We start from the raw sequence: 25,778 nt of genomic DNA on the forward strand, positions 1-25,778 counted from the left end.
CCTGCCCGCTCCGTCTAGGGCTGACGCGGACGCAGCCTGAGGCGCAGGCGCTGCTCGTCGCCGCGGTCGATGACCTCGATGACTTCGAACACCTCGCCGGCCGCTTCCACCGTCTGGCCCGCGCGCACGCGCACGTGCCGCTGCTCCGGTGGAACGACTCGCGAGTCGTAGAGGAAGAGGGCGGCGGTGGACCCGCGCACGCCCGCATCCGTGTCCTCGGGCCAGAAGTTGCCCGTGGCCAGGCTCAGGTGCGGTGTCACCTGGAGCGGGCCGTGGTTCTTCGTCAGCGTGAAGGTGCCGGACTGCTCCGCCGAGGAGGGCGGCACGGCGGGCGTCTCACGAGCGCACCCGGACAGCACCAGCCCCAGGGCCAGTGCCAGTCCGGTCCACCCGCGCGTGCCCACCGCCGCCCGTCGACTCACTTCGTCGGGTTGGTGTTGGCGTACTGGAAGGACTCGCGGAACTGCGCCTCGGTGAGGACGATGTCCGGCGTGCCGGAGCCCCAGGGGTTGCGCAGCGTCACCGTGCCCGCCTTGGTGTCCACGCCCGAGATGAAGTACTCGTGGTCCGCCACCAGCGTGCCGTTCTTGTAGAGCGGCTTGTCGGTGCCGTCCGCGATGTCGAAGCCGAGGAACTTGATGTCGTCGTGCGTGCCCGCGGTGATGGCCTCGCCCGCGTTCAGCCGCTTCTCCAGGTCCGCCAGCGTGGCGCCCCCGACGTCCAGGCTGCTGCTCTTCTTGCCGGTGATGGCCTCCATGGCGTTGGCGCTGTTGCCATGGACAATCTTCGGGTAGCCGCCCTTCCACTGGGCATAGGCCTTCTCGACGAGGGCCGGCCACAGCTCCGCCTTGCCACCCTCCCGCGGCGTCGCGGCGTAGGCCGGGTTGCCACTGGAGTTCAGGGGCAGGTCGGGGGTGACGGTGATGGTCACCGGCTTGCCCTTGTCCTGGAAGGTGACGTTGTAGTTGCCGGACGCGTCCGGGCCCTTGACCATGTTCTCGATGAGGGCCGGGTTGGCGCGCGCAATCGCACCCATGGACGTCATCAGGTAGCAGTCGCCAATCTGCCCCTGCTGCACGTCGTTCCAGTGCGCGTTGACGCCGTCGGTGCCGGCCTCGAAGAGGCTGCCGTTCTTCACCGGGCCGTAGGTGACGTTGGTGTCGAGCGCCTTCGGGTCCTTCGTCTTCGGGCTCTCCGCGCCGCTGGTCCGCGGAGTGGCGCCAAACAGCGCGGCGGCGAACTGCTCACGGCGGCTGGGCGGCAGCATGCCGTCCTGCGTCCGGGCGCTCGACTGCTGCTGGCGGGCCTCCTGCGTCTTGACTTGCGGCTGGACGCTCTCGGTGGCCTTCGGGAGGGTCTGGGTGACGCGGGACCCCTCATTCCCAATCTTGAAGCTCATGGATGTTCCCCCTGGACTGTCGCCCCCCCAAGGGCGTCAGTGATGCATGTCTGGATTATCGCGAGGTCAACGCAAGAGTTGCGTCGGGCCCGCACTATGCGTGCGGAGATCAGCGGACCTTCAGGTGGATGGCGGGCTCCGTGCCCTCGGCGCCGCTGACCTCGAGGATTTCGAGCGAGGCTCCATCCACTTCCACCACCTGGGTCGCGTGGACGCGCACATGCTCCTGCTTCGAGGGCGACGTGCGGGTGTCGATGATGAAGAGGCCTGCGGTGAGCTGCTTCTCGCGGCCCCCCTTGGCTTCGACTTCCTCGGGCCAGAAGTTGCCGCTGGCCACGCGCAGGTGGGGCTTCTCCGGAAGCGCGACGGGCCCCTGGCCCTTGATGAGCGTGATGGTGTCGGATGCCATGTGGCTGTTTCCCCCGGTCGTCAGGACGGGCGGGGCCGCGTGGAGCGGTCCTCGCCCTGGATGATGTGGGTGGAGGCTACCATGGGCCCCTGCACGGGCCGTATGGCCTTGACTGTGAGTGCGCATGGTTGGGGGGCTAGAGGGCGGGGAGCTGGAGCGGGAGATAACGCACTGTGTTGCTCAAGCCGTCCCCGAGCTGGCCCCAGTCGTTGCAGCCCCAGGTCCAGTGGGTGCCATCGAAGGTTCGGGCGATGGAGTGACGCCATCCACCGGCGATGGAGACGGCGAACTCGGGGCCGGTGGCCCTGATGGGTGTGGGGCGGTCGGTGGTGGTGCCGTCTCCAAGCTGGCCGCACGAATTGCTCCCCCAACCCCAGACGTAGCCATCGGCGTCGGTCGCCAGCGAATACCCTTCGCCTCCGGCGATGGAGACCCCGCCGGAAAGGCCGGGGACCTGGGTGGGGGGCTGGACGGCGTTCCACGTCCACACGGTTCCGTTGGCGCGCAGGGCCAGCGAGTGCCTTCTCCCGGCGGCGATGGCGGTCACCTGGGTGAGGCCGGAGACCTGGGTGGCCGTGGTGGCGCTGGTGAGCCAGGTCCAGACAGTTCCGTTGGCGCGCAGGGCGAGCGAGAAGTCCTCTCCCGCCGCGATGTCGGCGACCTGCGTGAGTCCCGCGACCTGGGTGATGGGGCGGTTCTGGCCCCAGGTCCAGACGGTGCCATTCGAACGCAGGGCGAGGGAGTGGAGGTAGCCCGCGGCGACTCCCACCGCCGGGGCGAACACCGGGACGGGGGCGTGGCGGTGGGTGGTGGTGCCGTCTCCAATCTGGCTGTAGGTGTTGAAGCCCCAGGCCCAGACGACGTTGTCGGCGCGCAGGGCCAGCGAGTGATAGGCGCCCGCGGCGATGTTCACCACGTTGGAGAGCCCGGAGACCTGAACCGGGTTGGCTCGGTCCAGGTTGGTGCCGTCCCCGAGTTGGCCCACCGCGTTGTTGCCCGAGGCCCACACGGTGCCGCCCGTGCCCAGCCTCAGGGTGTGTCGCTCGCCCGCCGCGACCTGCTCCTGCGCGCCGAGCGCCTGGGGGGAGGACACGAGGTTGTCGGTTTCTCCTCCGCCGACATCGACCTCTCCACAACCTCCGAGAGTCACCGCCACGCTCAACCACAAGACTCGATGTAACCGCATGAGAGGGTTTTGCATCGGTGGGTCTCTTTCTGTCGTCGGGGAGCGCAAGGAATTGCGCGCGCGGCGAGTCTGGGTCAGTTGTCCCGAGACACTCAACCCCTCACCTGGCGATATTCCTGCTGACGCCAGGAATTGACGGAGCCCTGCTGGCCACGGCGGCGGAGGTCGCTGACGCGGCGCTGATGCTCGCCTCCGATGACCCTCCCTCCCTGACGGGCTCCGCCTTCGTCATCGACGGCGGCATGACGGTGGCGCTGCAGGCGCGGGTTGTCAGCGGGTGCACGGCGGCGCGACATGGCGCTTGCCGTGCCCGGTGACGTGGGGGTTGGCTGTACCCATGCGCATCATCCGAGAGACGGCTTCGATGGAGAGAACCCGCGCGTGGTGGGCCCGAGGCTCGGGCTCCGGGGAGGCGTAGCCGCGTGGCGACGGTGTCCTTGGAGGACGTGCGCAAGGTGTATCGAGGGGGCGTGGCCGCGGTGAAGGGCGTGACGCTGCACATCGCCGACGGTGAGTTCGTGTCCCTGGTCGGCCCGTCCGGCTGTGGCAAGTCCACCACGCTCAACCTGATTGCCGGACTGGAGGAGCTGTCCGGCGGCACGCTGCGCATCGACGGCGAGGTGGTCAACGGCATGTCGCCGAAGGAGCGCGACATCGCCATGGTGTTCCAGAGCTACGCGCTCTATCCGCACCTGGATGTGGCGAGGAACCTGGCCTTCCCGCTGGAGGTCGCCGGGTTGTCGCGCGCGGACATCGAGGCGCGGGTGCGCGAGGTGGCGTCGGTGCTCGGACTGGAGGCCTTGCTGTCGCGCAGGCCGAAGGAGCTGTCGGGAGGTCAGCGGCAGCGCGTGGCCCTGGGGCGCGCGCTGGTGCGGCGGCCCAAGGTGTTCCTGTTCGACGAGCCGCTGTCCAACCTGGACGCCGCGCTGCGCACGCAGATGCGCGGTGAAATCAAGAAGCTGCACGAGCGGCTCCAGGCCACGTTCATCTACGTCACGCATGACCAGTCGGAGGCGATGACGCTGTCGGACCGGGTGGTGGTGATGAGCCAGGGCGAGGTGCAGCAGGTGGCGCCGCCGCGAGAGCTGTACGACGCGCCGGCGAATCTGTTCGTGGCGGGCTTCTTCGGCTCGCCGCGCATCAATCTGGTGAAGCCCCGGACGCTGGGCCTGGAGGCCGAGGACGTGGTGCTGGGACTGCGTCCCGAGCACCTGGAGGTGATGGCTCGGGACTCCGCGTCACCGGGCGCGCTGACGGGGCTCGTGTATCTGGTGGAGCCCATGGGCGCGGAGAGCTGGGTGACGGTGGACGTGGCGGGTGAGCAGCTCGTGGCCCGTGCACCCGGTGACTTCCGCGCCGCCTCGGGGACTCCCGTGTCACTGCGCTTCGACGCATCGAAGCTGCGACGCTTCGATGCTCGGACGGGACGGGCCCAGGGCTCGTCCAGCTGAGGAGCGAGGCCGTATCCCGGCCGCGAAGTGGCCTGCCTCATACTTCAGTTGATCCGTTATAGTGGATTAAACCCGTGCCGGCGGGCCATTTAAATCCGATTTAATGGATGAATCGTCCCGGCCTGGGCCTCTTTAATCCGTTATAAAGGATTATATGAAGGTGCACCTCCAGGCGCTCATCGACGGGTCGTGGCAGCGGGCGGCGCTGCTTGAGTTCAACGCGCCCGGGGAGGGTCGACGTGGAGGGTGCGTTTTTGAGTACGAGTACGACTATTGGGTTCGGTGGATTGCGGATCCGCCGCCGCTGACAGCGGTGAGTCTCAACCTCCCGGTCGAGTTCGGCCCCAAGGTCTGGCGCCGTCGTTGGCCCGCGTTCCTCGATGACCTGCAACCCATGGGAAGTGCCCGCCGTTGGTGGCTGCGGCGACTGAACCTCCCTGATGAATCGGCGAGTGACATCGAGCTCCTGCGGAAAGGAACGATTGCGCCGGTCGGCAACCTCCGCGTCGAGGAGGCCGTTCCCGTAAAGAAGGAAGCTCCCCAGCGGTTCCCTCGCCAGGCCGTCATCGACCGCGAGCACGCCTTCATCGAGTACGCCGTCAACGCTGGAGCGCAGGTTGGAGGTGCGACAGGCGCTGGCGGTGATTCGCCGAAACTCCTGCTCCGCTGCGACGACACAGACCATGTGTGGATCGACGTCTGGCAGGATGAACCTTCCTGCCCGGATAGGCACTACCTCGTCAAGTTCGCGCGCAGCCGCGACGAACGCGACCGAACCATTCTCCGGTCCGAGTATGTGTATTATAAAGCGCTCGCTGAACTCGGGTTCGAAACCATTCCGCAAGAGGGACTCGCGCTTCACGAAGGTCCTTCAGGCCCGAGCCTCTGGCTTCCCCGCTTCGACGTCGCGCGACGAGACGGTCGCGAGATTCGATTCGGACTCGAATCCCTCTACTCGCTACTCAATGCCGAGCCCGGGTCCTTCCAAAAGCATCAAGCGGTATTAGGCGTACTGCAACACGTCGTCCCCAGGGCGGTCTGGCCGATGGTGCGCCTCGAATACCTGAAGCGAGACTTGCTGAATCAAGTGTTCGGCAATTCGGACAACCACTGCAGGAACATCGCCGTGCTCAAAACGGACAGCACCGTCCGCCTCGCGCCCATCTTCGACTTCGCGCCGATGAAGATGGACCTCGAAGGCATCACCCGCACCACGACGTGGGAAGGGTACGAGCGCGGCGGAGATGTCGACTGGGATGGGCTTCTCCGAAGTTTCGGCGCGGATGAATCGTCGTTGCGAGAAGGACTCCATGACCTCGCCTCGCGCCTTCGTAAGCTTCCCCAACTTCTCGCCGACCTCGGGCTGCCGGAAGAAACGCTGAACTTCGCGGGGCTCGGCCTTCTAAACACCGAGAAGCGCCTCCGCACGTGGGGGCTCCTATGAAGCGCGCCGACGTCGCCCAGTTGACCCCGCTCGAACGCAAAGCGCTGTTGGAAGAGCTCGCCGCCATGGTCGCCGCTGGAGAGTTCGACTTTGGAGACGTCTCGCGAATCCTCCGCGGAACGATGCTGGGAATGGACCGGAAGACCTTCGCGCGCGCCGTGAAGCTCTCCGCCAGCATCATCGCGAAGCTCGAGGACGAGCCGGATGCGAACCCGACGCTCGAGACGCTCAATAAAATCTTCGCGCCGTTCGGAGGGAAGGTCGTGTTGACGTTTCCCCGCCTCGAGGAACCACGGCCACTCGACGATGACGAGAAGCAGCGTCGCGAGATGCTTCGCGCCGCGCTCGCGAAGAACAAGCGGCAGCGGCGGCGCTCAATCGCGCCGTCCGAGGATTAGGGCTGCAGCGAGAAGCTGTCGTTCTCGATGCGCAGTTGTTCGCGCTGGCGGTCGTGAACGATGAGTCCGGTGAAGGGGGCCTCCACGTTCTCGAAGTCCGCGAAGCGCATCTCCAGGGCCTCGGCGTGGGAGCCCGCGCGGAACAGCAGCCGCTCCGCGTGGCGCAGGTGTTCATCCACCACCACCGGGACTCCGTAGAGCCTTCCGAAGGGCGGCTCCGCGCCGACCTCGCACTCGGGGAAGAGCGGGGCGAACTCCGACTCCTCGGCGAGCCGCAGGTTCTTCGCGCCTGTCACCTCCGCGAGTCGGTCCAGGTTCACCGAGTCCGGCGCGCTCACCACGCAAATCCACAGCGAGTCATCCGAGCGGAAGATGACCGACTTGGCCACCTGGAAGCCGCTGACGTGCAGTGACGCCGCGAGCGCCTGCGCGGTGATGGCTCGCAGGTGAGGCCTGCGCTCGAAGGGGACGTTGTGTCCTTCCAGGTACTGGATGATGTTCTGTGGAATCATGGCGCGGCCTCCGTCGGTGCTCGCGGCAGAAGGTGCGTCCGCGCGCCCTCGCGCACCACGCCCCGCCTCTCGCGCGCCCGCCTCGCGAGCCGCCACCCCGGCGCCCGGCTCCCTCGCCCCGTCCCGCCGGACGATGCGTTAGCCCCGCCTCAGGCGTAGACCTGACTGCCCTCCAGCGACAGCTCCAGGCGCCGGTTGAGATGGTCCAGCCGGTCATACCGCTCACGGAGCAAGTCTCGGTACGCGCGCTGGTCCGTGTGGGAAATCTCGGTCAGCAACTCGAGCAACGCCGTGTCCAGCGCCTGCTTCAGCTCGCGGGCTTCCTCCGCGGACAGTTCCAGCAACATGCGGCCACCTCCTGTCGCGAATGTTAGGCACTCCACTCCGCCCGAGCCGCCCACCCACTCCAGCGCCTCCCTTCGCCCATGCCAGGACGACGAGCGCTTCCCTGCCTGCTCCGTCGGACTGTCGTCACGCGCACCACGCCCGCAGGTTCTCCCTGACGAGGGGCCCGGGTGCGCCGGGCGTCATGCAGCCGCGAGGAGGTCGTGATGATTCAGTCTGGCGAGGTGCGCGAGGGAATGACCGTGAGGGCCTCCGATGGCCGCGAGGTGGGCCGGGTCGCCGCCGTCGGTGACATCCACTTCGAACTGGAGCAGGGCCTGGTCCCCATTCCCCGACACGACTACCTGGTGGAGTTCAGCGACGTGGACCATGTCAGCGGCGACGAGGTCTACCTGTCCCGCGCCGACCATCCGCTGCTGACGCTGGAGGTGGATGACGACGGCGGCGCGCTGCCTCCCCGCAGCTCGCGCGGCATGGACACCGAGCCGACGAACGTCTCCGCCCCATCGGACGAGGACTCCGTGCGCCACTGAGCACCCCTGTGTCGCCAGGATTCGGCGGCGTGGGTGCGGGCTCCGCACGAGTGGGGGATTTCCGACCCGGTACGCCGTTCAAGCGTCCGGAATCACTCAGGTCGGACAGCCCGGAAATGTCAGACCGTCAGGCTACACGGGCTCCCTCCGACCAGCGAGGCGAGTGGAGCTCATGCGACGTATCCAGACATCATTTCTCGGCGTGGCGTTCATCGCGCTCGTGTTCTCGTGCAACTCCGCTCCGCGCGCGGACGGGGGCGCGTGGGACACGGGCGTCGAGCCCCTGAGGCTGATGACGCCGCGCAAGCTGCTGCCCTTCGTCACGCTGGAGGACGGGCGGGTGCTCGCCGCTGGAGGCCATGACGGCCAGCGCACCTTGATGAGCTGCGAGGTGTTCGAGCCCGAGACGGGGATGTGGAGCCTGACGGGCTCCATGCACAAGGAGCGTCGCAACCACGCGGCGGTGCGGCTGTTGGATGGGCGCGTGCTGGTGGTGGGCGGCGCGCAGACGCTGACGCCGAGCGCGCTCGCGGACGCCGAGGTGTATGTGCCGACGGCGGGCGCCTGGATGCGAGTGGCCCCCATGGCCGAGTCCCGGAATGACCCGGCGGCGGTGCTGCTCCCCGACGGCCGCGTGCTGGTGGCGGGTGGCACCGACGTGGACCGCCGGCCTCGCCGCTCGGCGGAGCTGTTCGACCCCGTGACGAACACGTGGTCCGCCGCGACGCCGCCTGGCTTCGTGCGGGGTGGCGCCAGCACGGCGGTGATGCTGGCCACGGGCAAGGCGCTCTTCGTGAGTGGCTTGCAGGCGGAGCTGTATGACGTGGCCACCGGCCGCTGGGAGAAGGCGGGCTTCGCGGGGGGCGCGGCGGGGACGCATCGACAGGGGCACACCGTGACGTTGCTGCCGGACGGGCGCGTGCTGGTGGTGGGCGGTGGCACCGCGCGCGCGTCGAGCACGGCCGAGGTGTACGACGCGCTGACGGGCCTGTGGACGCTGGTGGCGTCGCCGTCGGTGCCGCGCGAGCACCATGCCGCGGTGGTGACGCCGGAGGGCCAGGTGCTGGTGCTGGGCGGCGAGCACTTCACGTCGGGCGCGCTCTCGTCGGTGGAGCGCTTCGACCCGATGACGGGCCAGTGGGTGTCCGCTCCCACGCTGACGGAGCCTCGGGGCCTGCCGGGCGCGCTGCCGCTGCGCGACGGCTCGGTGCTGCTCGTGGGCGGTGCCAACGAGGTGGAGGGCATGCTCGACTCCAGCGAGAAGTACCAGCCCACGGGCTGCGTCCCGGCGACGTGCGAGTCGCGGGAGGACGCGTGCGGCGCGGTGCCGGACGGCTGCGGTGGGATGCTCGAGTGCTCCCCCTGCGTCGTCGAGGGGTGTGACGCCCAGCAGTGTCGCGCCGAGGGACTGACGCTGCGCTGAGCGGAGCCCTCCGTATTGCGGGTGACAGTGCCGCCGATTCCCGCTCAGATGCGGTCATGCGTTGGCTCCTGTTCGCGATGTCCCTGGCGTGGCTCGGTTGTGGCGATGACGTCTCGGAGCCTTCCTTCGCCGAGTGGGCCGGTCGCGCCGCCACCGGGCAGTGTGCCCACTCGGTGGCGTGCCTGGGCGACACGCGCGCCCAGGAGGTCTGCAACGACGAGGTCTACGCGAGCTACATGCGGGTGGAGCCGGTGCTGGATTCGGGCTCGGGCGCGAAGGCCGGCTGCGTGCGGTGCATGCGCATCCGGATGGAGGTGATGCACGCGTCACAGTCCAACCAGTGCCAGCCCCTGGACACGGCGCGCATCGACGCGGCCTGTGGGCCCGAGCAGCAGGCCTGCGCCGGCGCACCCTGACTTTCGTGCGTGAGGCCCGTGCCGCATCGCGCCAGCCCATCCCCCGCGCGAAACCTCCTGTGACTGTCTGAGCACCACCCGCGCGGAAAGCCTCGCAAGCCGCGAAGCCCCCGCCCTCGCGCACGTCACCGAGCCCAAGACGCCCCCGTCCGCGCATGCCAGACTGCGCGCCCATGCGAACCCGCCTCCGTCTCCTCGCACCGCTCATGCTGAGCACCGCATGTGCTTCCGTCTCCTCGCAGTCTCCGGACGCCACCGCCGCGGCGACAGCGAAGGCCTCCGCGCCAGAGCGTCCCTTCGGCACCCTGCGTGAGCAGGCCGAGCGTCAGCAGACCTGGCTGCGCGAGCGCATGGACACGGCGCTCCCCCAGCTCATGCGCACGTACGGCATCGAGATGTGGGTCGTCCCCATGCGCGAGTACAATGAGGACCCCGTCTTCAAGGCGCTCGTGTCGCCCACCACGTTCGCCGCGCGCCGCCGCACCATCTACGTGTTCCATGACCTGGGCCCGGAGAAGGGCGTGGAGCGCCTGGCCCTCGGCGGTGGACCGCAGGGCGGTGTCTATGTTCCGCGTCGCGCCCAGCAGCAGGTGACCCACGGCGGAGAGGGCCTGCGCCAGGCGGAGCTGTGGGGGCCGGACCAGTGGCTGGTGCTCAAGCAGGTGCTGGAGGAGCGCCAGCCCAAGAGCATCGCGCTCGACGTCTCCCGCACGTTCGCCTTCGCCGACGGCCTCTCCCATGGCGAGTACGAGGGCATGGCCCAGGCGCTCGGCCCCGACTGGGTGAGGCGCTTCAAGCCCGCGGAAGGCCTGCCCGTGGACCTGCTCGCGTGGCGCATCCCCGACGAGGTGCGCTTCTACGAGGACGAGACGAAGCTCGCCTGGAACATCATCGAGACGGCCTTCTCCCACCAGGTCATCACCCCCGGCGTCACCCGCATCTCCGACGTGGAATGGTGGATGCGCCAGCGCCTGGCGGACCTGGGCCTCGACACCTGGTTCCAGCCGTCCGTGGACGTCCAGCGTCAGGGCGTCACCGAGGAGCAGCTCGGCGAGGACCCCGTCATCCAGCGCGGCGATGTGCTCCATTGCGACTACGGCGTCACCGCCCTGCGGCTCAACACCGACACCCAGCACATGGGCTACGTGCTGCGCGAGGGCGAGACGGACGTGCCCGCCGGCCTGAAGGCCGCGCTCAAGACGTCCAACCGCCTGCAGGACATCGTCTTCGAGGAGCTGCGCCCCGGTCGCACCGGCAACGAGGTCCTCAAGAGCTCCCGTCAGCGCATGGCGTCCGAGAGCATCGACGGCACCATCTACTCACACCCCATTGGCCTGCACGGCCACGGCGCGGGCGCCATGGTGGGCCTGTGGGACCGGCAGGAGGGCGTGCCCGGCAACGGCGACCACAAGGTCATGGCGAACATGTGGTACTCGATTGAACTCCAGGCGACGAGCCCCGTGCCCGAGTGGAACAACCAGCGCGTGCGCTCCGCCCAGGAAGAGGACATCACCATCGACGCGGAAGGCCGCGTGCACTGGGCCTGGAAGCGCCAGACGGAGTTCCACCTGGTGCGCTGAAGCGGCTCGCGGGTTCCCGCCCTCTAGAAGGACGCGGGAGCCCGGTGCCAGCGCCTCAGCGCGGCGTGCCCGTCAGCGACTTCAAGAGCTCCACCAGCGCGCGCTTCTCCGCGTCCGTCAGCTCCAGCGGGACGATGGTGACGGTGCGCTTGCCGGTGAAGCTTCCCTCCGGGTTGCCGCCGTCGTTGTAGAAGTCGACGACCTCCTCCAGCGTGGCCTGCGCGCCCGTGTGCATGTACGGCGCCGTCAGCGCCACGTTGCGCAACGACGGCGTGCGGAACGCCCCGTCCAGCTCCTCCTGCTTCGCCTGCGTGCGCAGCGTGCGCAGCCGCATCGCGTCCGTGCCGTTCGGGTCGTCGCTGTACCTGCTCGCCGTGTTGAACTCCCAGTCCAGCAGTTGGGGGAGCACCGCCCACTGTCCCCCCGCGCCCGGCCCACGGTCCTCCAGGCCCACGTTGTGGAACAGCTCGTCCGTCAGCGAGGGCCCCTTGTGGCAGACGACGCACTGGCCCTTGCGCACGAAGGTCTTCAGCCCCAGGAACGCCGGGTCGCTCTCCGCCGTGCCTGCCTCCGCCGCGGCGATGAAGCGCTTCACGTCCGTGTCGAAGGGCGCGTCCACCTGCATCAGCACCCGCTCGTACGCCGCCATCACCTTGCCCACGTTGGCCATCAGCACCGGCGCGGCCACGCCCGAGGGCTCCACGCCGAAGAGCGCCTGGTAGCGCGTCCGGTAGGACTCCTCCGCCACCAGCCGCGCCCGCACGACTTCCGCGTCCGAGTCCATCTCCACCGGATTCGTCAGCGGCAGAATCGCTTGAGCCCAGAGCGAGTCCGCCCGCCCGTCCCACATGAACCAGCGGTTGTGCCGCACGTTCAGCACCGTGGGCGGGTTGCGCTCCGTCCGCTGTCCGCCACAGCCCTCGGCCGTCGCCGTCTCCACCGTGCGGCCGTCTCCGGAGTGGCAGCTGTCGCAGGACACGGTGCCGCAGCGGGACAGGCCCGTGTCCTTGAACAAGTCATGCCCCAGCTCCTGGGCCACCTGCATGCCGTCCACCTTGTTGGTGGCGTCCAGGCGCGGGTGGCTCGACAGCGAGTGCAGGCTGCGAAGCTGGTCCAGCTCGTCGAGCGTGGGGAAGGGCTCTTCCGACTCACACGCCAGGCCCAGCCCGCTCAGGCAGAGGGCCAGCGCGGCGGTGCGCCAGTTGCTTGGAATCTTCACCGGGTCGTCCTTCGCATCCCTCGCGGCCCGGTTCACTCCGGTACCTCGTGCCGCCCCGCGGGCGGTCTGCCGAGAGCTTCGCGCCCCTCCGCGCGCGAATCAATCCGGAATTCCTGGACGTCCCGGGGTCGCCCGGCCCCTCCGCTCCCGACATGAGCGAAGGGGGGACGTGACGACGACTTCAGGCGCCGCAGCTCACCGTGAAGTCCTTCGTGCCGGTGCCGTAGTTCACCATCTTGATGGTGGACGGCTCCGGGGTGATGGTGGGCGCGGACCCGTTGTCGCACTTCAGCCCGGACTCGGGCGCCGCGCTGATTTGAAGGTCGGTGTTGCTCGGCACGCCGGAGATGGTGAACGAGCAGCGGTTGCCACGGCTCGACTTCACCATGGCCTTGCCCAGCGCGTCCGAGGGCTTCGCGGCGTGAGCGACCACGACGCGCAGCTGGTCACACGGGTTGCCCGCCTGCGCGAGCCCGCTCTCCGGCAGCTTGATGACGCCGGCGACGGTGGCGTTGCCCTGGCTTCCACCAGCGCCTCCCGTGGTGGCGCAACCAGTGGCGGCAAGCATCAGGGCGGCAACGGCGATGCGATACATGAAAATCCTCACTTCTTGGGGGAAAGAGAAGGCGGCTCGTTTGCCGCACAGGCGACCTACGTCGCGCGCTCACTACAATTGCGACGAGATTTCATTCCACCCATTCCCCTCACACGGAATGTGACGGGTTTTCTGCAAATCCCCTGGAGTTCCGTGTGGTTCCGGACGCCTTGTCTCCGATGTCCATGACTCGGAGTGGGGCGCCATGAGTCCAGTTCATCGGTCGAATCAAAGGCAGACATACCGCGCTGCGCCGGGTTGATTGGACGTCCCATGAGCGAACGGGAATCCCATGTTTGGGAATGCGGGGGATGCAAGTCCTGTCGCGGAGCGTGCGGCCGGGAAGCAGGACTGTTGGCTGCTGCCGGACACTCGCCGCGCCCCCACGGTGAAGGGCGCGAGAGGAGACGCGCATGTCGATTCAGAAACAGGAAGCGACGCAGTCGTGGTCGGGGCTGGGGGTGGGCACGGACCGGAAGTCCTTCATGGACGCGGTATCCGCGCAGCTCCCGGACTTCGTGGCGGAGCAGGCGGCGGAGGCGGTGTTCTGTGGGTTGGCGGAGCTCTTGTCCGACGGGCTGATGCGGCAGTTGCGCGAGCAGCTTCCCGAGGATTTGAGAGGGCTCGTGGATGCGTGCCCCCGCCATCCGGACGGCACGCGCGGGAAGGTGGACCGTGACGACTTCTATCTCCGGATATCCAACCACCTGAACGCCGAGCCGGAGAACGTGCGCCTGGTGCTGCACGGCGTCTTCGCGGCGCTGCGCACGCAGGTGACGGAGCAGGAGGCGGACAAAATCGAGAGCCAGCTGCCCCGCTGGCTCCAGGGCACGTGGTCCGCGTCGCGCCTGGGCATCGACCGGCCTTCTTGAGTCTTTGGCAAGGGGTGTTCGTCCATGGGACGCATGAGGCGTCCGGACCCGATGCGGTGGTCCGGACGCCTCTTCACGTCGTGCCGGCTGCTAGTAGGTGCCGCCCAGCTGGAGCATCCCCATGTAGCGGCCGTCCAGGGCGTTGGGCGTCGCGGAGGTGGGCGCGAAGTCCTGGTCGAAGAGGAAGTTGTAGCTGACGCGCGCGTCGGCGGTGATGAGCTTGCCAATCTGGTAGCGCAGGCCCAGGCCCGCCGGCACATAGCCGCTGGTGTCGTCGCGGAAGCCGAACTGGCGGCCCACCTCGTCGTGGCGGATGTTGTAGTCGTCGATGCCCAGGCCCGTCACCGCGTAGGGCTGGAGCCGCGTGTCGGTGAAGTTGCCGATGACGAGCGCCTGGCCGCCGTTGCGAGCCACGTCCGGGCCATCGCCCAGGCCGCCCGCCCGGCCGTTCCCGTCGACGTCCACGTTGTTGAGGCTGCCGTTGTAGCCCAGCTCCACCGCCAGGAACTCCATGGGCCGGTAGCCGATGGCGGCGCCGTACGTGAAGCCCGCGTCGAGCCGGGGCGCCAGCTGTCCGGTGTAGCCCTCCGCGCCGCCGCCAAGCTGCGCGTACAGGCCGGTATTGGCGTGCTTCTTCGTGGACTTCTTCTTCGTGGACTCCTCGACCTGGACTGGCTCCAGGTTGCTGGGGGCCCGCTCCGCGCTGGGCCGGTAGTCCTCCTGGGCTCCCACGGCGCATCCCCACAGCGCCGCCACACATCCCGCGATACGCACGAATGCCTTCATGTCGGACTCCTTTCCGAGCGTCCGGAAGGCAACGTGGAGTCCGCGGCCCCTCCCGGCAATGTTCCCGGGGGCCGCGCCCTCCGCCCGTCCTCTCCTCGGCGGGGCGGTGGACACGTCGTCTCGTCGTCCTTCCCACCCCGGAGGGTGGGGCAGGCGCGCGGAAGGCTCAGGGCAGGGGGCCGATGAGCGCCTCCATCGCCCGCCGGGCCTGCACCAGCCCGTGGCCGTACTGCTCGTCGAAGCCGCCGGCGCCCAGGTCCTTCGCGCTGCTCAGGAGCGCCGCCTTCACCTCGGCGGGCGTGGCGTTGGGACGCGCGCTGAACAGGAGCGCGGCGACGCCGCTGACATACGGCGTGGCCATGGAGGTGCCGGACATGTACGCGTAGTCCGCCGGATGCAGGCTGAGCTTCGCGGTGGCGCCCATCTGCCGCTCCATCAGCGTGCTGGCCGCCTGGGTGATGGTGACGGCGGGCACCCAGTGTCCGCGCTGCGGCACCGAGAGGATTTCCGCGCCACCCTCCATCAGCTCGCTGGCGAAGATGACCGCGCGCGCGCCCTGCATCATCACGTTGACGATGGCCTTGTCGGGCCGCACGTAGGGGCTCGGGTGCACGTAGGCGACGAAGCCGCGGCAGGTGCTGTTCTCGCCGCACGAGTCCAGCCCCTTGCCGTCACCGCAGTCCACCAGCGAGCCGCCGGTGTCTCCGGTGGGCGCATACAGCAGCGAGCGCGACGTGGGCCGGTTGCCTCCCACCTCCAGCGCGGACAGCGAGCCCCGCCCCTGCGGGAAGGTGGACAGCACGTCCACGCCCGGGGCCATCAGCGCCAGGCCCTCTCCATAGGAGGAGAACACCGCGCGCTTGTCCTGGTTGTCCAGCGCGCCCACCGCGAGCACGGACGGGTCCGACGCCGGATAGGACACCAGGCCCTGCGCCTCGTTGCCGGCCGCCGCCACCACCAGCATCCCGCCGTCCAGCGCCGCCTTGAACGAGTCCTGCGTGGTGAGCGTGCCCAGGCCGCCTCCCAGCGACAGCGAGGCCACCTTCGCGCCTTCGCCCAGGCAGTACTCCAGCGCCTTCATCACCAGGCTCATGTGGGTGCGGCCTTCCAAATCCAGCACCCGGGCGATGACGAGCTGCGCTCCGGGCGCCACACCCATCAGCCCGCGCTCGTCCAGCACCGGCCCGCCCTGGCCGCCCAGGCCCGGCCGCGCGGCGATGATGCCCGCCACGTGCGTGCCATGGCCGGAGCCCCACCGGCCCTCGAGGCTGTCGCTGGGCGTGTCGTCCCCCTCCAGGAAGTCCCGGGCCGCCACCACCGCGTCCCGCAGCTCCGGGTGGTCCAGGTCCATGCCGCTGTCGATGACGCACACCTTCACGCCCGCGCCCGTCACGGCCCCCGGGTCCAACACGCCATCCGAGTCCCGGTCCCAGACCTCGGGCGCCTGCACCCGGCGCAGCTCGGGGGTGTACTCCGAGGTGGCGCTCGTGCCCGCGAGGACTCCCGCCAGCGCCAGCGCCGACGGCAGGGAGGGCCCCAGCGAGTGCAGCTCCCCATCCGGCTCGATGCTCTCCACCAGCGGATCCAACGCCAGCTCGCGCTTCTCCTCGGGCGTCACGCGCGCGGCCACCGCCGGCACGTTCTTGAACGTCGCCGTCACCAGCCCGCCCCACTGGCGCACCTTGCCCGCGGTCCCCTCGCCCTGGGTCCGGTAGCGGATGATGACCGGCTCGCGTCCGTCACCGTCCGTCGTCGTCCGGTTCGCGACCTTCCCCTGCGGCTGTCCTGGAAGCATGCCCGCGGTGATGCCCGGGCAGACGTTCTGCTGGGCATCCCGCTCGGAGGACTCGTCCGGCATGCAGGCCGACAGGGTCAACAGCCCCATGACTCCCCAGCGCTTCATGAGCCACTTCCTTCCGTCACCACCCGGGCGACTTCGCGGTGCCAGGCCGAAGGGCTTCCAGCCGGACGACCCCATCTGTCCCCAGGAAGTGCATCCCCCTTCCGAGCGGCAACGGCCGTGCCGGGCGCGCGGCGGCGGGAGGTGCGCGGGTTCACATCCTGTGTGGCCCGCCTGTCTCAAACTGGCCGTCGTCCCGAGGCCGAGCTGGGGGCTGTTGTCCCGAAACCCGCTCTTCCCGCCCACTTCGACGGAGACGGGGCCGGGACCGCCGCGCCGAGGCGCTCAACGAAGCCCGGGCTCGCGCGTACCGCGGCGCGCGGCGATTTCACTCACCGTTGTGCCCCACCGGTCTGACATGCTGGCTGGGGCCGTTGAAGGGATGTTCCGGGGGCGTACGGTGTCGGACAGACGCGAGAAGGGTGCTCGGCAGCTTGATTCCGTGTGTGTCCGGGTGCTTCGCTGCCAGGAGAAGCCATGAGCACCGCACCTACAGAGTCCTCCCGTTTCCTCGGGCGCTATGAGCTCGTCCACCCCCTGGGCCAGGGCGGCATGGGCGAGGTGTTCCTGGCGAAGATCAGCGGCGCGGCCGGCTTCGAGAAGCCGTGCATCGTCAAGACCATCCTCCCCACGCTGCTGAAGGACCGGCAGTTCCTGGACCGCTTCCACCACGAGGCCAAGGTGCTGGTGCACCTGGTCCACTCGTCCATCGCCCAGGTGTACGACATGGGGGAGGCGGACGGGACGTACTACATGGCGCTGGAGTACGTGGCCGGCGTGGACCTGGCGTACCTGCTGGAGCAGGCGCGGCTGCAGGGCGCGCAGGTGCCGGTGCCGGTGGCGCTGTTCCTGGGTCAGCGCATGGCGGAGGGCCTGGGCTACGCGCACCGCAAGGTGGGGCCAGATGGCGCGCCGCTGGGCATCGTCCACCGCGACGTGTCGCCCCATAACGTCATGGTGTCGTACGAGGGCGAGGTCAAGGTCATCGACTTCGGCCTGGCCAAGTCCGCGGCGCGCAGCAAGTACACCCTGCCCGCCACGGTGATGGGGAAGCTGGGCTACATGTCGCCGGAGCAGGTGCGCGCGGAGGCGCTGGACCACCGCAGCGACATCTACTCGTGCGCGGTGGTGCTGTGGGAGATGCTGGCCGGCCGCTCGCTCATCCCCCACGGGACGGTGGGCGAGATGATGGCGGCCATGTCGCAGCCCAACATTCCGCCGCTGACGGGGCTGCGTGGAGATTTGGATGCGACGCTGGACGCCGTCGTGCGCCGCGCGCTGACCATCAAGCCGGATGAACGCTACTCGCGCGCGGACGAGCTGGCGCGGGCGCTCAATGGAGAGCTGGTGCGCTCCGGCGCGTCCGTGGGCGCCGAGGAAGTGGGCCACTTCGTGCGCGCCCTGTGCCCGGAGGCCTTCGCCGCGCAGCGACAGCTCATCTCCAAGGTGACGTCGTCCGGAAGCCACCACCGCACGCCCACGCCGATGCCCATGCTTGCGGGTGGCACGGGCACGGGCGCGTTCGGTACGGGGCCGCAGGCCGCTCCGGAGGACACCGCGCCGTCGGGCTTCGAGCCGACGATGATGCGCGCGCCGACGGAGACTCCCGCTGCTGCTCCTTCGCACGAGCGGCGCGTGGCCGGCATGGCCCGGCGGGATGTTCCCTCCGCCGACGACGCGATGGGCAATGACGCCACCACCCTGCGTCCCGGCACCGGGGCTGGTGCCGTCGCGGGCGGGGCCCTGGTGGCCGCGGCCTCCGCGAGCGCCGCGTCTTCGGGGCCCGTGAACCCGTCACCCGCCAAGGTCGTGGTGCAGGAGTCGGTGGTCCAGGCGCCGCAAGCGTCCTCCTCGGGGCCGGTGGCGCAGGTGGCCCCGGTGTCGACGGCGTCCGTCTCCCAGTCCTCGAGCGATGTGGCCACCCGGCCCGCTTCCTCCCGGAAGAAGACGGCGACGATGCTCGTCATCGCGCTCACGGTGTTGCTGCTGATGGTGGGCACGGCGGTGACGACGGCCCACTTCGTCAAGGGTCCGGGCGGCTCCGAGGCCCCCACGCCTCCGCCTGCCGTCACCACGAGCCCGCCGCCTCCCAACCCGGACACGAAGCCCGCTCCGCCAGACAAGAAGCCCACTCCGCCGACCACCGCGGAGACGCGGCCCGTACCTCCGCCCCCCGACAAGCCGGCGCCCAAGCCGGAGCCGGAGAAGGTGGCCATCCGGGAGACGGTGAAGCCCAAGCCGCCCGCGACGAAGCCGCCCCCCAAGCCCGCTCCGGAGCCCGAGCCCGTGGCCGTCGTCGTGGCGCCCAAGCCCGCGCCCGAGAAGGGCGTCACCTATGTTTCGGTTTCAGAGGCGCTGCCCTTGAAGAGCGACGGGACGGGCCCCTTCGTCTCGGGCCCCCACATCAAGAAGTTGCTGGCGGACGACAAGCTCCGGGTCGTGGGTCTCCCCAGGAGCGACGGGCGGCGAGAGTTGCTCGGCTACGCCATCGTGGGCAGCAGGAGTGGGCCGAAGGTCTGGTTGAAGTTCGATGCGAAGGTCAGGCAGGTCATTGCCCCCAAGGACCTCAAGAGCACCAAGGCCTTGTACTTCGTCGCGATGCCGGACTCCGGCAACCAGAGCAGCCAGGGCAACGAGTTAGAGGCATACCCCGATGCGGAACCCGACCCAGCCGGGCCAGCGTCCGCCGCCGCTCCGCCGATGATTGCTCCGCCCAAGGTCCTCAAGGGCGTCGTGAGGATGGCGGGCGCCGTCGGACCGTTCGGAGGAGACGATGTGTCGGTCCGCAACACCGACGACTTCACCTGGACCAACTGCACCGTGGTGAAGGACGGCCGCCAGCGGGGCAGGCTGGGCATCCTGCTTCCCGGCAAGGAGCGGACCGTGAAGAGTTTCTCGAAGCACGCCGAGCGCTTCGTCGAGAAGGGCAAGGTGGGCGTGTTCTGCGAAGAGGGCGAGTTCATCACCCAGCCGCAGTGACGCCCCCGGCGCTCCGGCTCACGGCTTCGCGAGTCGCTCCGAGGCCACCGGACAGTCCGCCACGACGGCGCGCACGTCCTCATGGCCTGAGCTCGCCTCGCGCACCGCGCGGTTCAGGGACGAGCGGCACTCCCACGTCATGTCCCGCGTGCCGTGGCAGCAGTGCCAGCCCGTCAACGTCCGCCCCAGGTACTTGAGCGTCTCCGCGCGCGTGGGCGTGACGAGCAGCCACACCGCTCCCACGAGCACCGCCAGCCAGGGCAACTGCGAGGCCAGGCCCTTCAGCCGGTTCCCCACGCCCGCCGTCACCGGCTCCGCATAGAGCCCGAGCATCGTGTCGAAGGGCCGGCGTTGCAGCACGGGCGCCACCAGCAGGTCCACCGGCGTGGTGAAGCCCCGGACGAGCCCCCGCTGCGCACCCGGCGCGTTTCCGTTGTGCACCAGCCACACGCCCGTGAGCTGTCGCCACAGCGTCCGTCCCCAAATCCCACCCACCACGGACCCTGCGAGCCAGGCGAGGACCATGGCCAGCACCATCGCCCCCGGCGTCCGCTCGTGCTCCATCGCCCGCAGCGCGGCCCAGCCCACCAGGGCCGCCGTCGCCACATCCAGCACGTCCGCGGCCCACAACCGCCACTGGTACCGCGCCTCGGTGCTCACCGTGTCCGTCGAGAACAACGCCCCGTCGCTCATCCACCCTCGCTCTTCGGCGCGCGGAGCATAGACGCTCCCAGCCCCCGGGGTGGCATGCACCTTCGTCCACCGCCTGGACTTCGTCCGGAAAGCCACCGCGACAGCAGGCGGGCTCGGCGTGTTTCATGGCTCGGCGCCGGGCGGGAGGACAGGCGCCCAGGGGCTGCCCTGGGGCGACCGCGGGACGTGACTGCTGTCTGTTTCCCGCAGTGGCGCGAGCCACGGGTGGCTCCCATCTTGGTTTCAGCGCGATGCGGCGAGACCCCACCCACCACCGGGGTCTTGAAGCGAGGAGCGCCAGGGCCATGGCCCCGGTTCCCCGGGAGCACGGCTCTTGGGTGCCGGCGGTGGTGGCGTACGAGGCGACAGCGGCGGGGGGGAGTTTGGGAGTCGTGGGGGGGCAGGTCGTCCCCCGCCGCTGTCGCCGAGGCCGTTAACGGCCAACGTTCCACTGTGGGTGAATGCCGGAGGTTTGGCCTCGCGGGCGTTTCTGCCGGACACTGGGGGACGTCATGTCCATCCCGAGGCATCGGGCCCGCGTTTTCTGGCGTGGGCTCATGGGGCTCATCCTGCTGGCCGGGTTCGTCCTGGCGCGGCCGGGCCTCGCCTTGGACCCGCAGCGCTGGGTGTCCCAGTACAGCCAGGACTCGTGGCGCAGCGACGACGGGCTTCCGCAGAACAGCCTGCTGGCGCTCGCGCAGACGCGAGACGGCTACGTGTGGCTCGGCACGTGGGAGGGCCTGGTGCGCTTCGACGGCGCGCGCTTCGTCGTCTTCGACAAGCGCAACACGCCGGAGCTGCGCAACCACACCATCAAGGCGCTCGTGGAGGATGCCTCCGGCGTGCTGTGGGTGGGCACGGACCAGGGGCTGGTGTCCTACGCGGACGGCCGCTTCGAGCGCGCCCCCGGTGCCTCCGCGCCGCTGGAGGGCGTGCGCGTCGAGGAGCTGCTCGTCGGCGAAGGCTCGCTCTGGGTGGGCACCACCGGGGGACTCTGGCAGGTGCCGCTGGGCGAAGGCGTGGCGCGTCAGTACACGGAGGCCGACGGTCTGCCGGGCTCCTTCATCACCGCGCTGGCGCGGGCGGGCGGTGACAACCGGCTGTGGGTGGGCACCAAGGCGGGCCTGGCGTTGCTGGAGGGCGGGCAGGTGCGGCGCACTCCCTTCCCCGTCCCGGGCCCCGATGAGCGCCCGGAGGTCACCGCGCTCTTCCAGGACGTCGCCGGCACGCTGTGGATGGGGACGGAGACGGGGCTCGTCTCGTGGAATGGCGTGGTGGCCAGGCGCTTCACGACGGCGGACGGGCTGCCGGCCACCGTCACCGCGCTCCTGGCGGACAGCCAGGGCAACCTCTGGGTGGGTTCGCGGCGCGGAGGGCTGGTGCGGCGGGAGGTCGACGGCTTCAGCTCACCGCTGCACGGCGCGGGGCTCGCGGACGCGGAGGTCCTGTCGCTGCTCGAGGACCGCGACGGGGCGCTGTGGGTGGGCACCTATTCGGGGCTGTTCCGCCTGCGCGACGGCCCGTTCGCCACGTACGGCATCCCCGAGGGGCTGAACAACGAGACGGTCAGCACGGTGCTGGAGGACAAGCGCGGCACGGTGTGGCTGGGCACGGTGGGCGGCGGGTTGTTCTACCTGCGCGACGGGCGCATCCACCGCATGGAGGACTTCGAGGGAGGCACGGACCCGGTCATCACCGCGCTGCACGAGGCGCCGGACGGCACGCTGTGGGTGGGCTCCAAGGCGGGCGCGTTCCGCTACGACGGGCAGCGCTTCGCGAAGTCGTCGCGGGTGCAGGGGCTGCCGGACCACGTGGTGACGTCCATCCTGGTGGACTCGCGCGGGACGCAGTGGTTCGGCACGCGGCAGGGGCTGGCGCGCGTTCGCGGTGACGACGTCACGGTGTTCGGCACGAAGCAGGGGCTGTCGGCCGAGCCCATCATCGTCATGGCCGAGGACGCGACGGGCGCGGTGTGGCTGGGCTCCGAGGGCGGGCTGTGGCGCATCGAGGAGGGCAAGGGCCCCCAGCGCTTCACGTTGAAGGACGGGCTGCCCGGCGAGGTGGTGCTGGCGCTGCTGGCGGACGCGGACGGCACGGTGTGGGTGGGCACGGAGACGGGGCTGGGGCGGTGGAAGGAGGGCGAGTGGACGCGCTACTCGGTGTCGCAGCACGGGCTCTACGACGACGCGGTGTTCAGCATCGTCCCGGACGGGGACGGCCACCTGTGGATGAGCAGCAACAAGGGCGTGTCCCGGGTGTCGCTGCGCGAATTGGAGGAGGTGGCGGACGGGCGCCGCTCGCGGCTGGCGGTGATGGGGTTCGACCAGACTGACGGCATGCGCACCGCGGAGTGCAACGGGAACACGCAGCCGTCGGGGTGGCGGGGCAGGGACGGGCGGCTGTGGTTCACCACCATCCAGGGCGCCATCGTCGTGGACCCGGTGCGGGTGCGCGCGAGCCGCCAGCCGCCCGAGGTGCGCATCGAGGAAGTGAGGGTGCAGGGCCAGCTGGTGCCGGTGGCGGGCCCGGTGGAGTTGCGGCCGGATGGCTCGCGACTGGACATCCGCTTCACGGCCTTCACGCCGGGGGACGCGGTGCGGCTGCCGTTCCGCTACCGGCTGGTGGGGCACGACGACGGCTGGGTGCGCGCGGAGATTCGCCGGGCGATGTACACGGGGCTGCGGCCCGGTCGCTATCGCTTCGAGGTGCAGGCGGAGGGCCGGGACGGCGGCTGGACGGAGCCGGTGTCGCTGGACGTGCTGCTGGAGCCGAGCCTGTGGCAGCGCACGGACTTCTGGGTGTTGTTCGTGCTGGGGCTGGGGATGCTGGGCGTCAGCGTGTACCTGCTGCGGGTGGGGCAGTTGAAGGCGCGCGAGCGGTGGCTGGAGGCGCGCGTGCAGGAGCGAACGCGGGAGCTGGCGCGGGCGAACGAGGAGCTGGAGTCGAACGTGCGCACGCTGCGGCAGACGCAGGCGCAGCTCGTCCAGGCGGGGAGGATGGCGGCGGTGGGGCAGCTCGCCGCGGGCGTGGGCCACGAAATCAACAACCCGCTGGCGTACATCGTGTCGAACCTGGAGCACGCGAGCGAGGAGTCGGACGCGCTCGCGAAGGAGCTGGGAGAGGCGAGGAACGCGGGGACGCGACTGCGCGAGGTGGGGCAGGCGCTGCGCGAGGCGTTGCATGGCGCCAACCGGGTGCGCCGCATCGTCCGCGACTTGAAGACCTTCTCCCGGCCGGACGACGAGAAGCAGGGGCCGGTGGAGCTGGGCGCGGTGCTCGACTCGGCGGTGAAAATCGCCATGGGCGAGCTGCGTCCGCGCGCGAAGGTGGTGCGCGACTACGGCGACGTGACGTGGGTGGAGGGCAACGAGGCGCGGCTGGCGCAGGTGTTCCTCAACCTGCTCATCAACGCGGCGCAGGCGTTGCCGGAGGGGCGGGCGGAGGAGAACGAGGTGCGTCTGGTGACGCGCGGCGGGCCGGACGGGTGGGTGATGGCGGAGGTGCGCGACACGGGGAGCGGGATTTCGCCGGAGTCGCTCGGGCGCATCTTCGACCCGTTCTACACGACGAAGCCGGTGGGCGTGGGCACGGGGCTGGGGTTGTCGTTGTGCCACGCGTACGTGACGGCGATGGGCGGCACCATCTCCGTGGAGAGCGAGCTGGGCAAGGGCTCCGTGTTCCGGGTGGCGCTGCGCCGCGCGAGGGACGCGGCGGTGACAGCGGAGGCACGAGCGAGGGCGCGAGACGCGCTGACCGATTCCTCCCCGGGCCTGAGGCACGTGACGGAGCGGGACTCCTCGCCCTCGGGCTTTCCGACCATCTCTGACTCTCGGCCCATGTCGGAGCGGGACACCTCTCCGCTGGGCTACCCGACGGTGCACGTGAGGCCCGCGGCGGAGCGGCCCGCGTCGCCCATCAGCGCGCCGACCCGGTGGGAGCCGCCGCCCGAAGGCAGGTTGGTGACGGAGCGTCCGGCCGCCTCCATTGGCGCGCAGCCCTCCGGCGCCGCCCTTCCTCTTCTTACGGCCGCGAGCACCGCGCGAGCTCCGGGTCCACCATCCTCCTCCGAGACACCGGGCCCCGAGGCGCGCGCCCCCCGCGTGGACAGCTCCGCGTTGGAGTCCGTGGCCCGGAGGTCCGAGCCGGTGGGTGACGCGGGCGTGCCGCCGGGGACGAGCGCGGTGGTGACGGATGCCCCGCGAGTGGAGAGCCCGCCGCCTCCGGTGCGGGGGCGGGTGCTGGTGGTGGACGACGATGCCCTGGTGAGCGGGGCCATCCGTCGCACGCTGGCGCGAGAGAACGACGTGGACGTGGTGGTGAGCGCGCGGCAGGCCCTGGAGCGGCTGAATGGGCCCGAGCCCCTGCGCTACGACGTGGTGCTGTGCGACTTGATGATGCCGGAGATGACGGGGATGGACCTCTACGAGGCCCTCGTGCGCACCGCGCCCGACGTGGCGGAGCGGATGGTCTTCATCACCGGCGGGGCCTTCACGCCGACGGCGCGCAATTTCCTGGAGCGGGTGGAGAACCCGCGCGTGGAGAAGCCCTTCGACCCGGAGGCCCTGAGAGGGGTCGTCCGGGCCGAGGTGGCCCGAGCGCGCCTGGTTACAAGTCCAGCACCAACCGCTTGGAGCGAGCGCGCGACACGCAGATGAGCATGCGCTCGTCTCCGGCGGGCTCCTGCTGGAAGAAGGTGTCGCGGTGCTCGGGCTGTCCCTCGCAGACGCGGGTGACGCAGGTGCCGCAGGAGCCGGCCTCGCAGTCGCTGTCCACGCGCACGCCATTGCGACGCAGCACGTTGAGCACCGACTGCCCCTTGGGCACGCTGAGCACCTGCCCCGTGCTGCGGATGGTCACCTCGAAGTCGGAGTCCTCCTTGCCCAGGGCCGCGCCATTGCCCTCGGCGCCGAAGGACTCGAAGTGGACCTTCTCCCAGGGCCAGCGGTGCTTCGTGGACGCCTCGCGCACGGCCTTCATCAGGCCCGCGGGGCCGCAGCAGTACAGCCGCGTGCCCGGCCCGCGCGTGGCGAGCAGCCCCGACACATCCAGCCCCTTGTCCGGGTCTCCACCGTCGAAGTGGAAGCGCACCCGGTCCGCGAACGGAGATGCGGACAAGAGCTCGCGGAACGCGGCGCGCTCGGGGGTGCGGACGCAGTAGTACAGGACGTAGTTCGCGCCGGTCCGCTGGAGCTGGCGCGCCATGGCCAGCAGCGGGGTGATGCCGATGCCGCCCGCCACCAGCACGTAGCTGCGCGCGAACAGCAGGGGGAAGTCATTGCGCGGGGGGCTCACCACCAGCACGTCGCCTTCCCGCACGCGCTCGTGCATGGCACGTGAGCCGCCGCGACCTCGCGCGTCCTTCTGCACGGCGATGACGTAGCGGTGCGTCTCCTCCGCGTCGTTGCAGAGCGAGTACGAGCGCAGCACGGAGTCCTTGCCGGGGACGCGCACGTCCAGGTGGGCGCCGGGTTCGAACGGGGGCAGCGCTCCGCCTTCCTCCGCGACCAGCTCGTACGACAGGACGTCCTCGGCCTCGCTTGAAATCCGGGCCACGCGCACGCGCTGAGCATCATTCATCAAGGTGTTCACTGCGTCCCCTCTCCCCATCCCGCGACCGCGATGAACCCATCACCCATCA

Annotated in this window: 23 protein-coding genes; 11 read left to right on the plus strand and 12 right to left on the minus strand. The window is 69.9% G+C overall.

Annotated elements, in window-relative coordinates; genetic code table 11:
- Nucleotides 1-14: 14 nt before the first annotated feature.
- From G4D83_RS46165 to G4D83_RS17975, 4 genes are all read right to left on the minus strand, one after another.
- Nucleotides 15-422, minus strand: a complete 408-nt coding sequence (locus G4D83_RS46165) for a hypothetical protein (RefSeq protein ID WP_240356392.1) — start codon at nucleotides 420-422, stop codon at nucleotides 15-17.
- Complete coding sequence (locus tag G4D83_RS17965; RefSeq protein ID WP_163865994.1) at nucleotides 419-1,399, minus strand: C2 family cysteine protease; 981 nt, start codon at nucleotides 1,397-1,399, stop codon at nucleotides 419-421. The genes G4D83_RS46165 and G4D83_RS17965 overlap by 4 nt, the downstream gene beginning before the upstream one ends.
- A 109-nt stretch (nucleotides 1,400-1,508) precedes the next feature.
- Nucleotides 1,509-1,808: a hypothetical protein gene (locus G4D83_RS17970; protein ID WP_163865995.1), complete on the minus strand. Its 300-nt coding sequence runs from the start codon at nucleotides 1,806-1,808 to the stop codon at nucleotides 1,509-1,511.
- 136 nt (nucleotides 1,809-1,944) lie between these two features.
- Complete coding sequence (locus G4D83_RS17975) at nucleotides 1,945-2,901, minus strand: RCC1 domain-containing protein (protein ID WP_163865996.1); 957 nt, start codon at nucleotides 2,899-2,901, stop codon at nucleotides 1,945-1,947.
- Between the two features lie 275 nt (nucleotides 2,902-3,176).
- Here G4D83_RS17975 and G4D83_RS46845 point away from each other — a divergent pair, with 275 nt between their 5' ends.
- The 4 genes from G4D83_RS46845 to G4D83_RS17990 all read left to right on the plus strand — a co-directional run bounded on the left by G4D83_RS46845 (nucleotide 3,177) and on the right by G4D83_RS17990 (nucleotide 6,287).
- Nucleotides 3,177-3,311: a hypothetical protein gene (locus G4D83_RS46845; protein WP_275902377.1), complete on the plus strand. Its 135-nt coding sequence runs from the start codon at nucleotides 3,177-3,179 to the stop codon at nucleotides 3,309-3,311.
- A 105-nt stretch (nucleotides 3,312-3,416) separates the two neighbouring features.
- A complete protein-coding gene (locus G4D83_RS17980) occupies nucleotides 3,417-4,445 on the plus strand; it encodes an ABC transporter ATP-binding protein (RefSeq protein ID WP_163865997.1) in 1,029 nt (342 codons plus the stop codon).
- A 154-nt stretch (nucleotides 4,446-4,599) separates the two neighbouring features.
- Nucleotides 4,600-5,889, plus strand: coding sequence for a type II toxin-antitoxin system HipA family toxin (locus G4D83_RS17985; protein WP_163865998.1), 1,290 nt, complete (start codon nucleotides 4,600-4,602; stop codon nucleotides 5,887-5,889).
- Nucleotides 5,886-6,287: a hypothetical protein gene (locus tag G4D83_RS17990; RefSeq protein ID WP_163865999.1), complete on the plus strand. Its 402-nt coding sequence runs from the start codon at nucleotides 5,886-5,888 to the stop codon at nucleotides 6,285-6,287. Before G4D83_RS17985 ends, G4D83_RS17990 begins: the two co-directional genes overlap by 4 nt.
- On the opposite strand, the gene G4D83_RS17995 is transcribed toward G4D83_RS17990, so the two are convergent.
- Both G4D83_RS17995 and G4D83_RS18000 read right to left on the minus strand, forming a co-directional pair.
- Complete coding sequence (locus G4D83_RS17995; RefSeq protein ID WP_163866000.1) at nucleotides 6,284-6,799, minus strand: aminoacyl-tRNA deacylase; 516 nt, start codon at nucleotides 6,797-6,799, stop codon at nucleotides 6,284-6,286. The two genes, G4D83_RS17990 and G4D83_RS17995, sit on opposite strands and share 4 nt — an antisense overlap.
- A 149-nt stretch (nucleotides 6,800-6,948) precedes the next feature.
- Nucleotides 6,949-7,146, minus strand: a complete 198-nt coding sequence (locus G4D83_RS18000; protein WP_163866001.1) for a hypothetical protein — start codon at nucleotides 7,144-7,146, stop codon at nucleotides 6,949-6,951.
- A gap of 204 nt (nucleotides 7,147-7,350) precedes the next feature.
- On the opposite strand from G4D83_RS18000, the gene G4D83_RS18005 reads away from it, so the two are divergent.
- The 4 genes from G4D83_RS18005 (at nucleotide 7,351) to G4D83_RS18020 (ending at nucleotide 11,096) form a co-directional block, all read left to right on the plus strand.
- Complete coding sequence (locus G4D83_RS18005) at nucleotides 7,351-7,677, plus strand: DUF2171 domain-containing protein (protein ID WP_163866002.1); 327 nt, start codon at nucleotides 7,351-7,353, stop codon at nucleotides 7,675-7,677.
- A 172-nt stretch (nucleotides 7,678-7,849) separates the two neighbouring features.
- Nucleotides 7,850-9,100: a kelch repeat-containing protein gene (locus G4D83_RS18010; RefSeq protein ID WP_163866003.1), complete on the plus strand. Its 1,251-nt coding sequence runs from the start codon at nucleotides 7,850-7,852 to the stop codon at nucleotides 9,098-9,100.
- 56 nt (nucleotides 9,101-9,156) lie between these two features.
- Entirely contained in the window at nucleotides 9,157-9,516 is a 360-nt protein-coding gene (locus G4D83_RS18015; protein ID WP_163866004.1) for a hypothetical protein, read from the plus strand.
- Nucleotides 9,517-9,689: 173 nt separating this feature from the next.
- Complete coding sequence (locus tag G4D83_RS18020) at nucleotides 9,690-11,096, plus strand: M24 family metallopeptidase (protein ID WP_163866005.1); 1,407 nt, start codon at nucleotides 9,690-9,692, stop codon at nucleotides 11,094-11,096.
- 55 nt (nucleotides 11,097-11,151) lie between these two features.
- Here G4D83_RS18020 and G4D83_RS18025 read toward each other — a convergent pair whose 3' ends face one another.
- Together G4D83_RS18025 and G4D83_RS18030 are read right to left on the minus strand one after the other, a co-directional pair.
- On the minus strand, nucleotides 11,152-12,309 hold the full coding sequence (locus G4D83_RS18025; RefSeq protein ID WP_163866235.1) for a cytochrome-c peroxidase: 1,158 nt from the start codon (nucleotides 12,307-12,309) through the stop codon (nucleotides 11,152-11,154).
- Between the two features lie 187 nt (nucleotides 12,310-12,496).
- Nucleotides 12,497-12,910, minus strand: a complete 414-nt coding sequence (locus G4D83_RS18030) for a hypothetical protein (RefSeq protein ID WP_163866006.1) — start codon at nucleotides 12,908-12,910, stop codon at nucleotides 12,497-12,499.
- Nucleotides 12,911-13,323: 413 nt separating this feature from the next.
- Between G4D83_RS18030 and G4D83_RS18035 the strand changes: the two genes are divergently transcribed.
- Complete coding sequence (locus tag G4D83_RS18035; protein WP_163866007.1) at nucleotides 13,324-13,782, plus strand: DUF2267 domain-containing protein; 459 nt, start codon at nucleotides 13,324-13,326, stop codon at nucleotides 13,780-13,782.
- Nucleotides 13,783-13,872: 90 nt separating this feature from the next.
- Here the strand turns inward: G4D83_RS18035 and G4D83_RS18040 are convergent, their stop codons facing one another.
- Both G4D83_RS18040 and G4D83_RS18045 read right to left on the minus strand, forming a co-directional pair.
- The gene (locus tag G4D83_RS18040) at nucleotides 13,873-14,568 is read right to left on the minus strand and encodes a hypothetical protein (RefSeq protein ID WP_176436873.1); all 696 of its coding nucleotides are present in this window, start codon (nucleotides 14,566-14,568) and stop codon (nucleotides 13,873-13,875) included.
- Between the two features lie 166 nt (nucleotides 14,569-14,734).
- Nucleotides 14,735-16,471, minus strand: coding sequence for a S8 family serine peptidase (locus tag G4D83_RS18045; RefSeq protein ID WP_163866008.1), 1,737 nt, complete (start codon nucleotides 16,469-16,471; stop codon nucleotides 14,735-14,737).
- Between the two features lie 474 nt (nucleotides 16,472-16,945).
- Here G4D83_RS18045 and G4D83_RS18050 point away from each other — a divergent pair, with 474 nt between their 5' ends.
- Nucleotides 16,946-19,447, plus strand: coding sequence for a serine/threonine protein kinase (locus G4D83_RS18050; RefSeq protein WP_163866009.1), 2,502 nt, complete (start codon nucleotides 16,946-16,948; stop codon nucleotides 19,445-19,447).
- Between the two features lie 18 nt (nucleotides 19,448-19,465).
- On the opposite strand, the gene G4D83_RS18055 is transcribed toward G4D83_RS18050, so the two are convergent.
- Nucleotides 19,466-20,140 (minus strand): hypothetical protein, encoded by a 675-nt coding sequence (locus G4D83_RS18055; protein ID WP_163866010.1) that lies wholly within the window; start codon nucleotides 20,138-20,140, stop codon nucleotides 19,466-19,468.
- A 557-nt stretch (nucleotides 20,141-20,697) separates the two neighbouring features.
- Here G4D83_RS18055 and G4D83_RS18060 point away from each other — a divergent pair.
- Nucleotides 20,698-24,795, plus strand: a complete 4,098-nt coding sequence (locus tag G4D83_RS18060; RefSeq protein ID WP_240356393.1) for a two-component regulator propeller domain-containing protein — start codon at nucleotides 20,698-20,700, stop codon at nucleotides 24,793-24,795.
- Here G4D83_RS18060 and G4D83_RS18065 read toward each other — a convergent pair.
- The gene (locus tag G4D83_RS18065) at nucleotides 24,746-25,729 is read right to left on the minus strand and encodes a PDR/VanB family oxidoreductase (RefSeq protein ID WP_240356394.1); all 984 of its coding nucleotides are present in this window, start codon (nucleotides 25,727-25,729) and stop codon (nucleotides 24,746-24,748) included. The genes G4D83_RS18060 and G4D83_RS18065 overlap by 50 nt on opposite strands.
- Between the last annotated feature and the right edge of the window lie 49 nt (nucleotides 25,730-25,778).

Source organism: Myxococcus eversor, from assembly GCF_010894455.1.
GTDB classification, from domain to species: Bacteria; Myxococcota; Myxococcia; order Myxococcales; family Myxococcaceae; genus Myxococcus; species Myxococcus eversor.

Bases quoted from the DNA above. Each gene is read 5' to 3' on its own strand.
- G4D83_RS17965 (WP_163865994.1), bottom strand. From the start codon at position 1,399: ATGAGCTTCAAGATTGGGAATGAGGGGTCCCGCGTCACCCAGACCCTC.
- G4D83_RS17970 (WP_163865995.1), bottom strand. From the start codon at position 1,808: ATGGCATCCGACACCATCACGCTCATCAAGGGCCAGGGGCCCGTCGCG.
- G4D83_RS46845 (WP_275902377.1), top strand. From the start codon at position 3,177: ATGCTCGCCTCCGATGACCCTCCCTCCCTGACGGGCTCCGCCTTCGTC.
- G4D83_RS17985 (WP_163865998.1), top strand. From the start codon at position 4,600: ATGAAGGTGCACCTCCAGGCGCTCATCGACGGGTCGTGGCAGCGGGCG.
- G4D83_RS17990 (WP_163865999.1), top strand. From the start codon at position 5,886: ATGAAGCGCGCCGACGTCGCCCAGTTGACCCCGCTCGAACGCAAAGCG.
- G4D83_RS17995 (WP_163866000.1), bottom strand. From the start codon at position 6,799: ATGATTCCACAGAACATCATCCAGTACCTGGAAGGACACAACGTCCCC.
- G4D83_RS18000 (WP_163866001.1), bottom strand. From the start codon at position 7,146: ATGTTGCTGGAACTGTCCGCGGAGGAAGCCCGCGAGCTGAAGCAGGCG.
- G4D83_RS18005 (WP_163866002.1), top strand. From the start codon at position 7,351: ATGATTCAGTCTGGCGAGGTGCGCGAGGGAATGACCGTGAGGGCCTCC.
- G4D83_RS18010 (WP_163866003.1), top strand. From the start codon at position 7,850: ATGCGACGTATCCAGACATCATTTCTCGGCGTGGCGTTCATCGCGCTC.
- G4D83_RS18015 (WP_163866004.1), top strand. From the start codon at position 9,157: ATGCGTTGGCTCCTGTTCGCGATGTCCCTGGCGTGGCTCGGTTGTGGC.
- G4D83_RS18020 (WP_163866005.1), top strand. From the start codon at position 9,690: ATGCGAACCCGCCTCCGTCTCCTCGCACCGCTCATGCTGAGCACCGCA.
- G4D83_RS18030 (WP_163866006.1), bottom strand. From the start codon at position 12,910: ATGTATCGCATCGCCGTTGCCGCCCTGATGCTTGCCGCCACTGGTTGC.
- G4D83_RS18035 (WP_163866007.1), top strand. From the start codon at position 13,324: ATGTCGATTCAGAAACAGGAAGCGACGCAGTCGTGGTCGGGGCTGGGG.
- G4D83_RS18040 (WP_176436873.1), bottom strand. From the start codon at position 14,568: ATGAAGGCATTCGTGCGTATCGCGGGATGTGTGGCGGCGCTGTGGGGA.
- G4D83_RS18045 (WP_163866008.1), bottom strand. From the start codon at position 16,471: ATGAAGCGCTGGGGAGTCATGGGGCTGTTGACCCTGTCGGCCTGCATG.
- G4D83_RS18050 (WP_163866009.1), top strand. From the start codon at position 16,946: ATGAGCACCGCACCTACAGAGTCCTCCCGTTTCCTCGGGCGCTATGAG.
- G4D83_RS18055 (WP_163866010.1), bottom strand. From the start codon at position 20,140: ATGAGCGACGGGGCGTTGTTCTCGACGGACACGGTGAGCACCGAGGCG.
- G4D83_RS18060 (WP_240356393.1), top strand. From the start codon at position 20,698: ATGGGGCTCATCCTGCTGGCCGGGTTCGTCCTGGCGCGGCCGGGCCTC.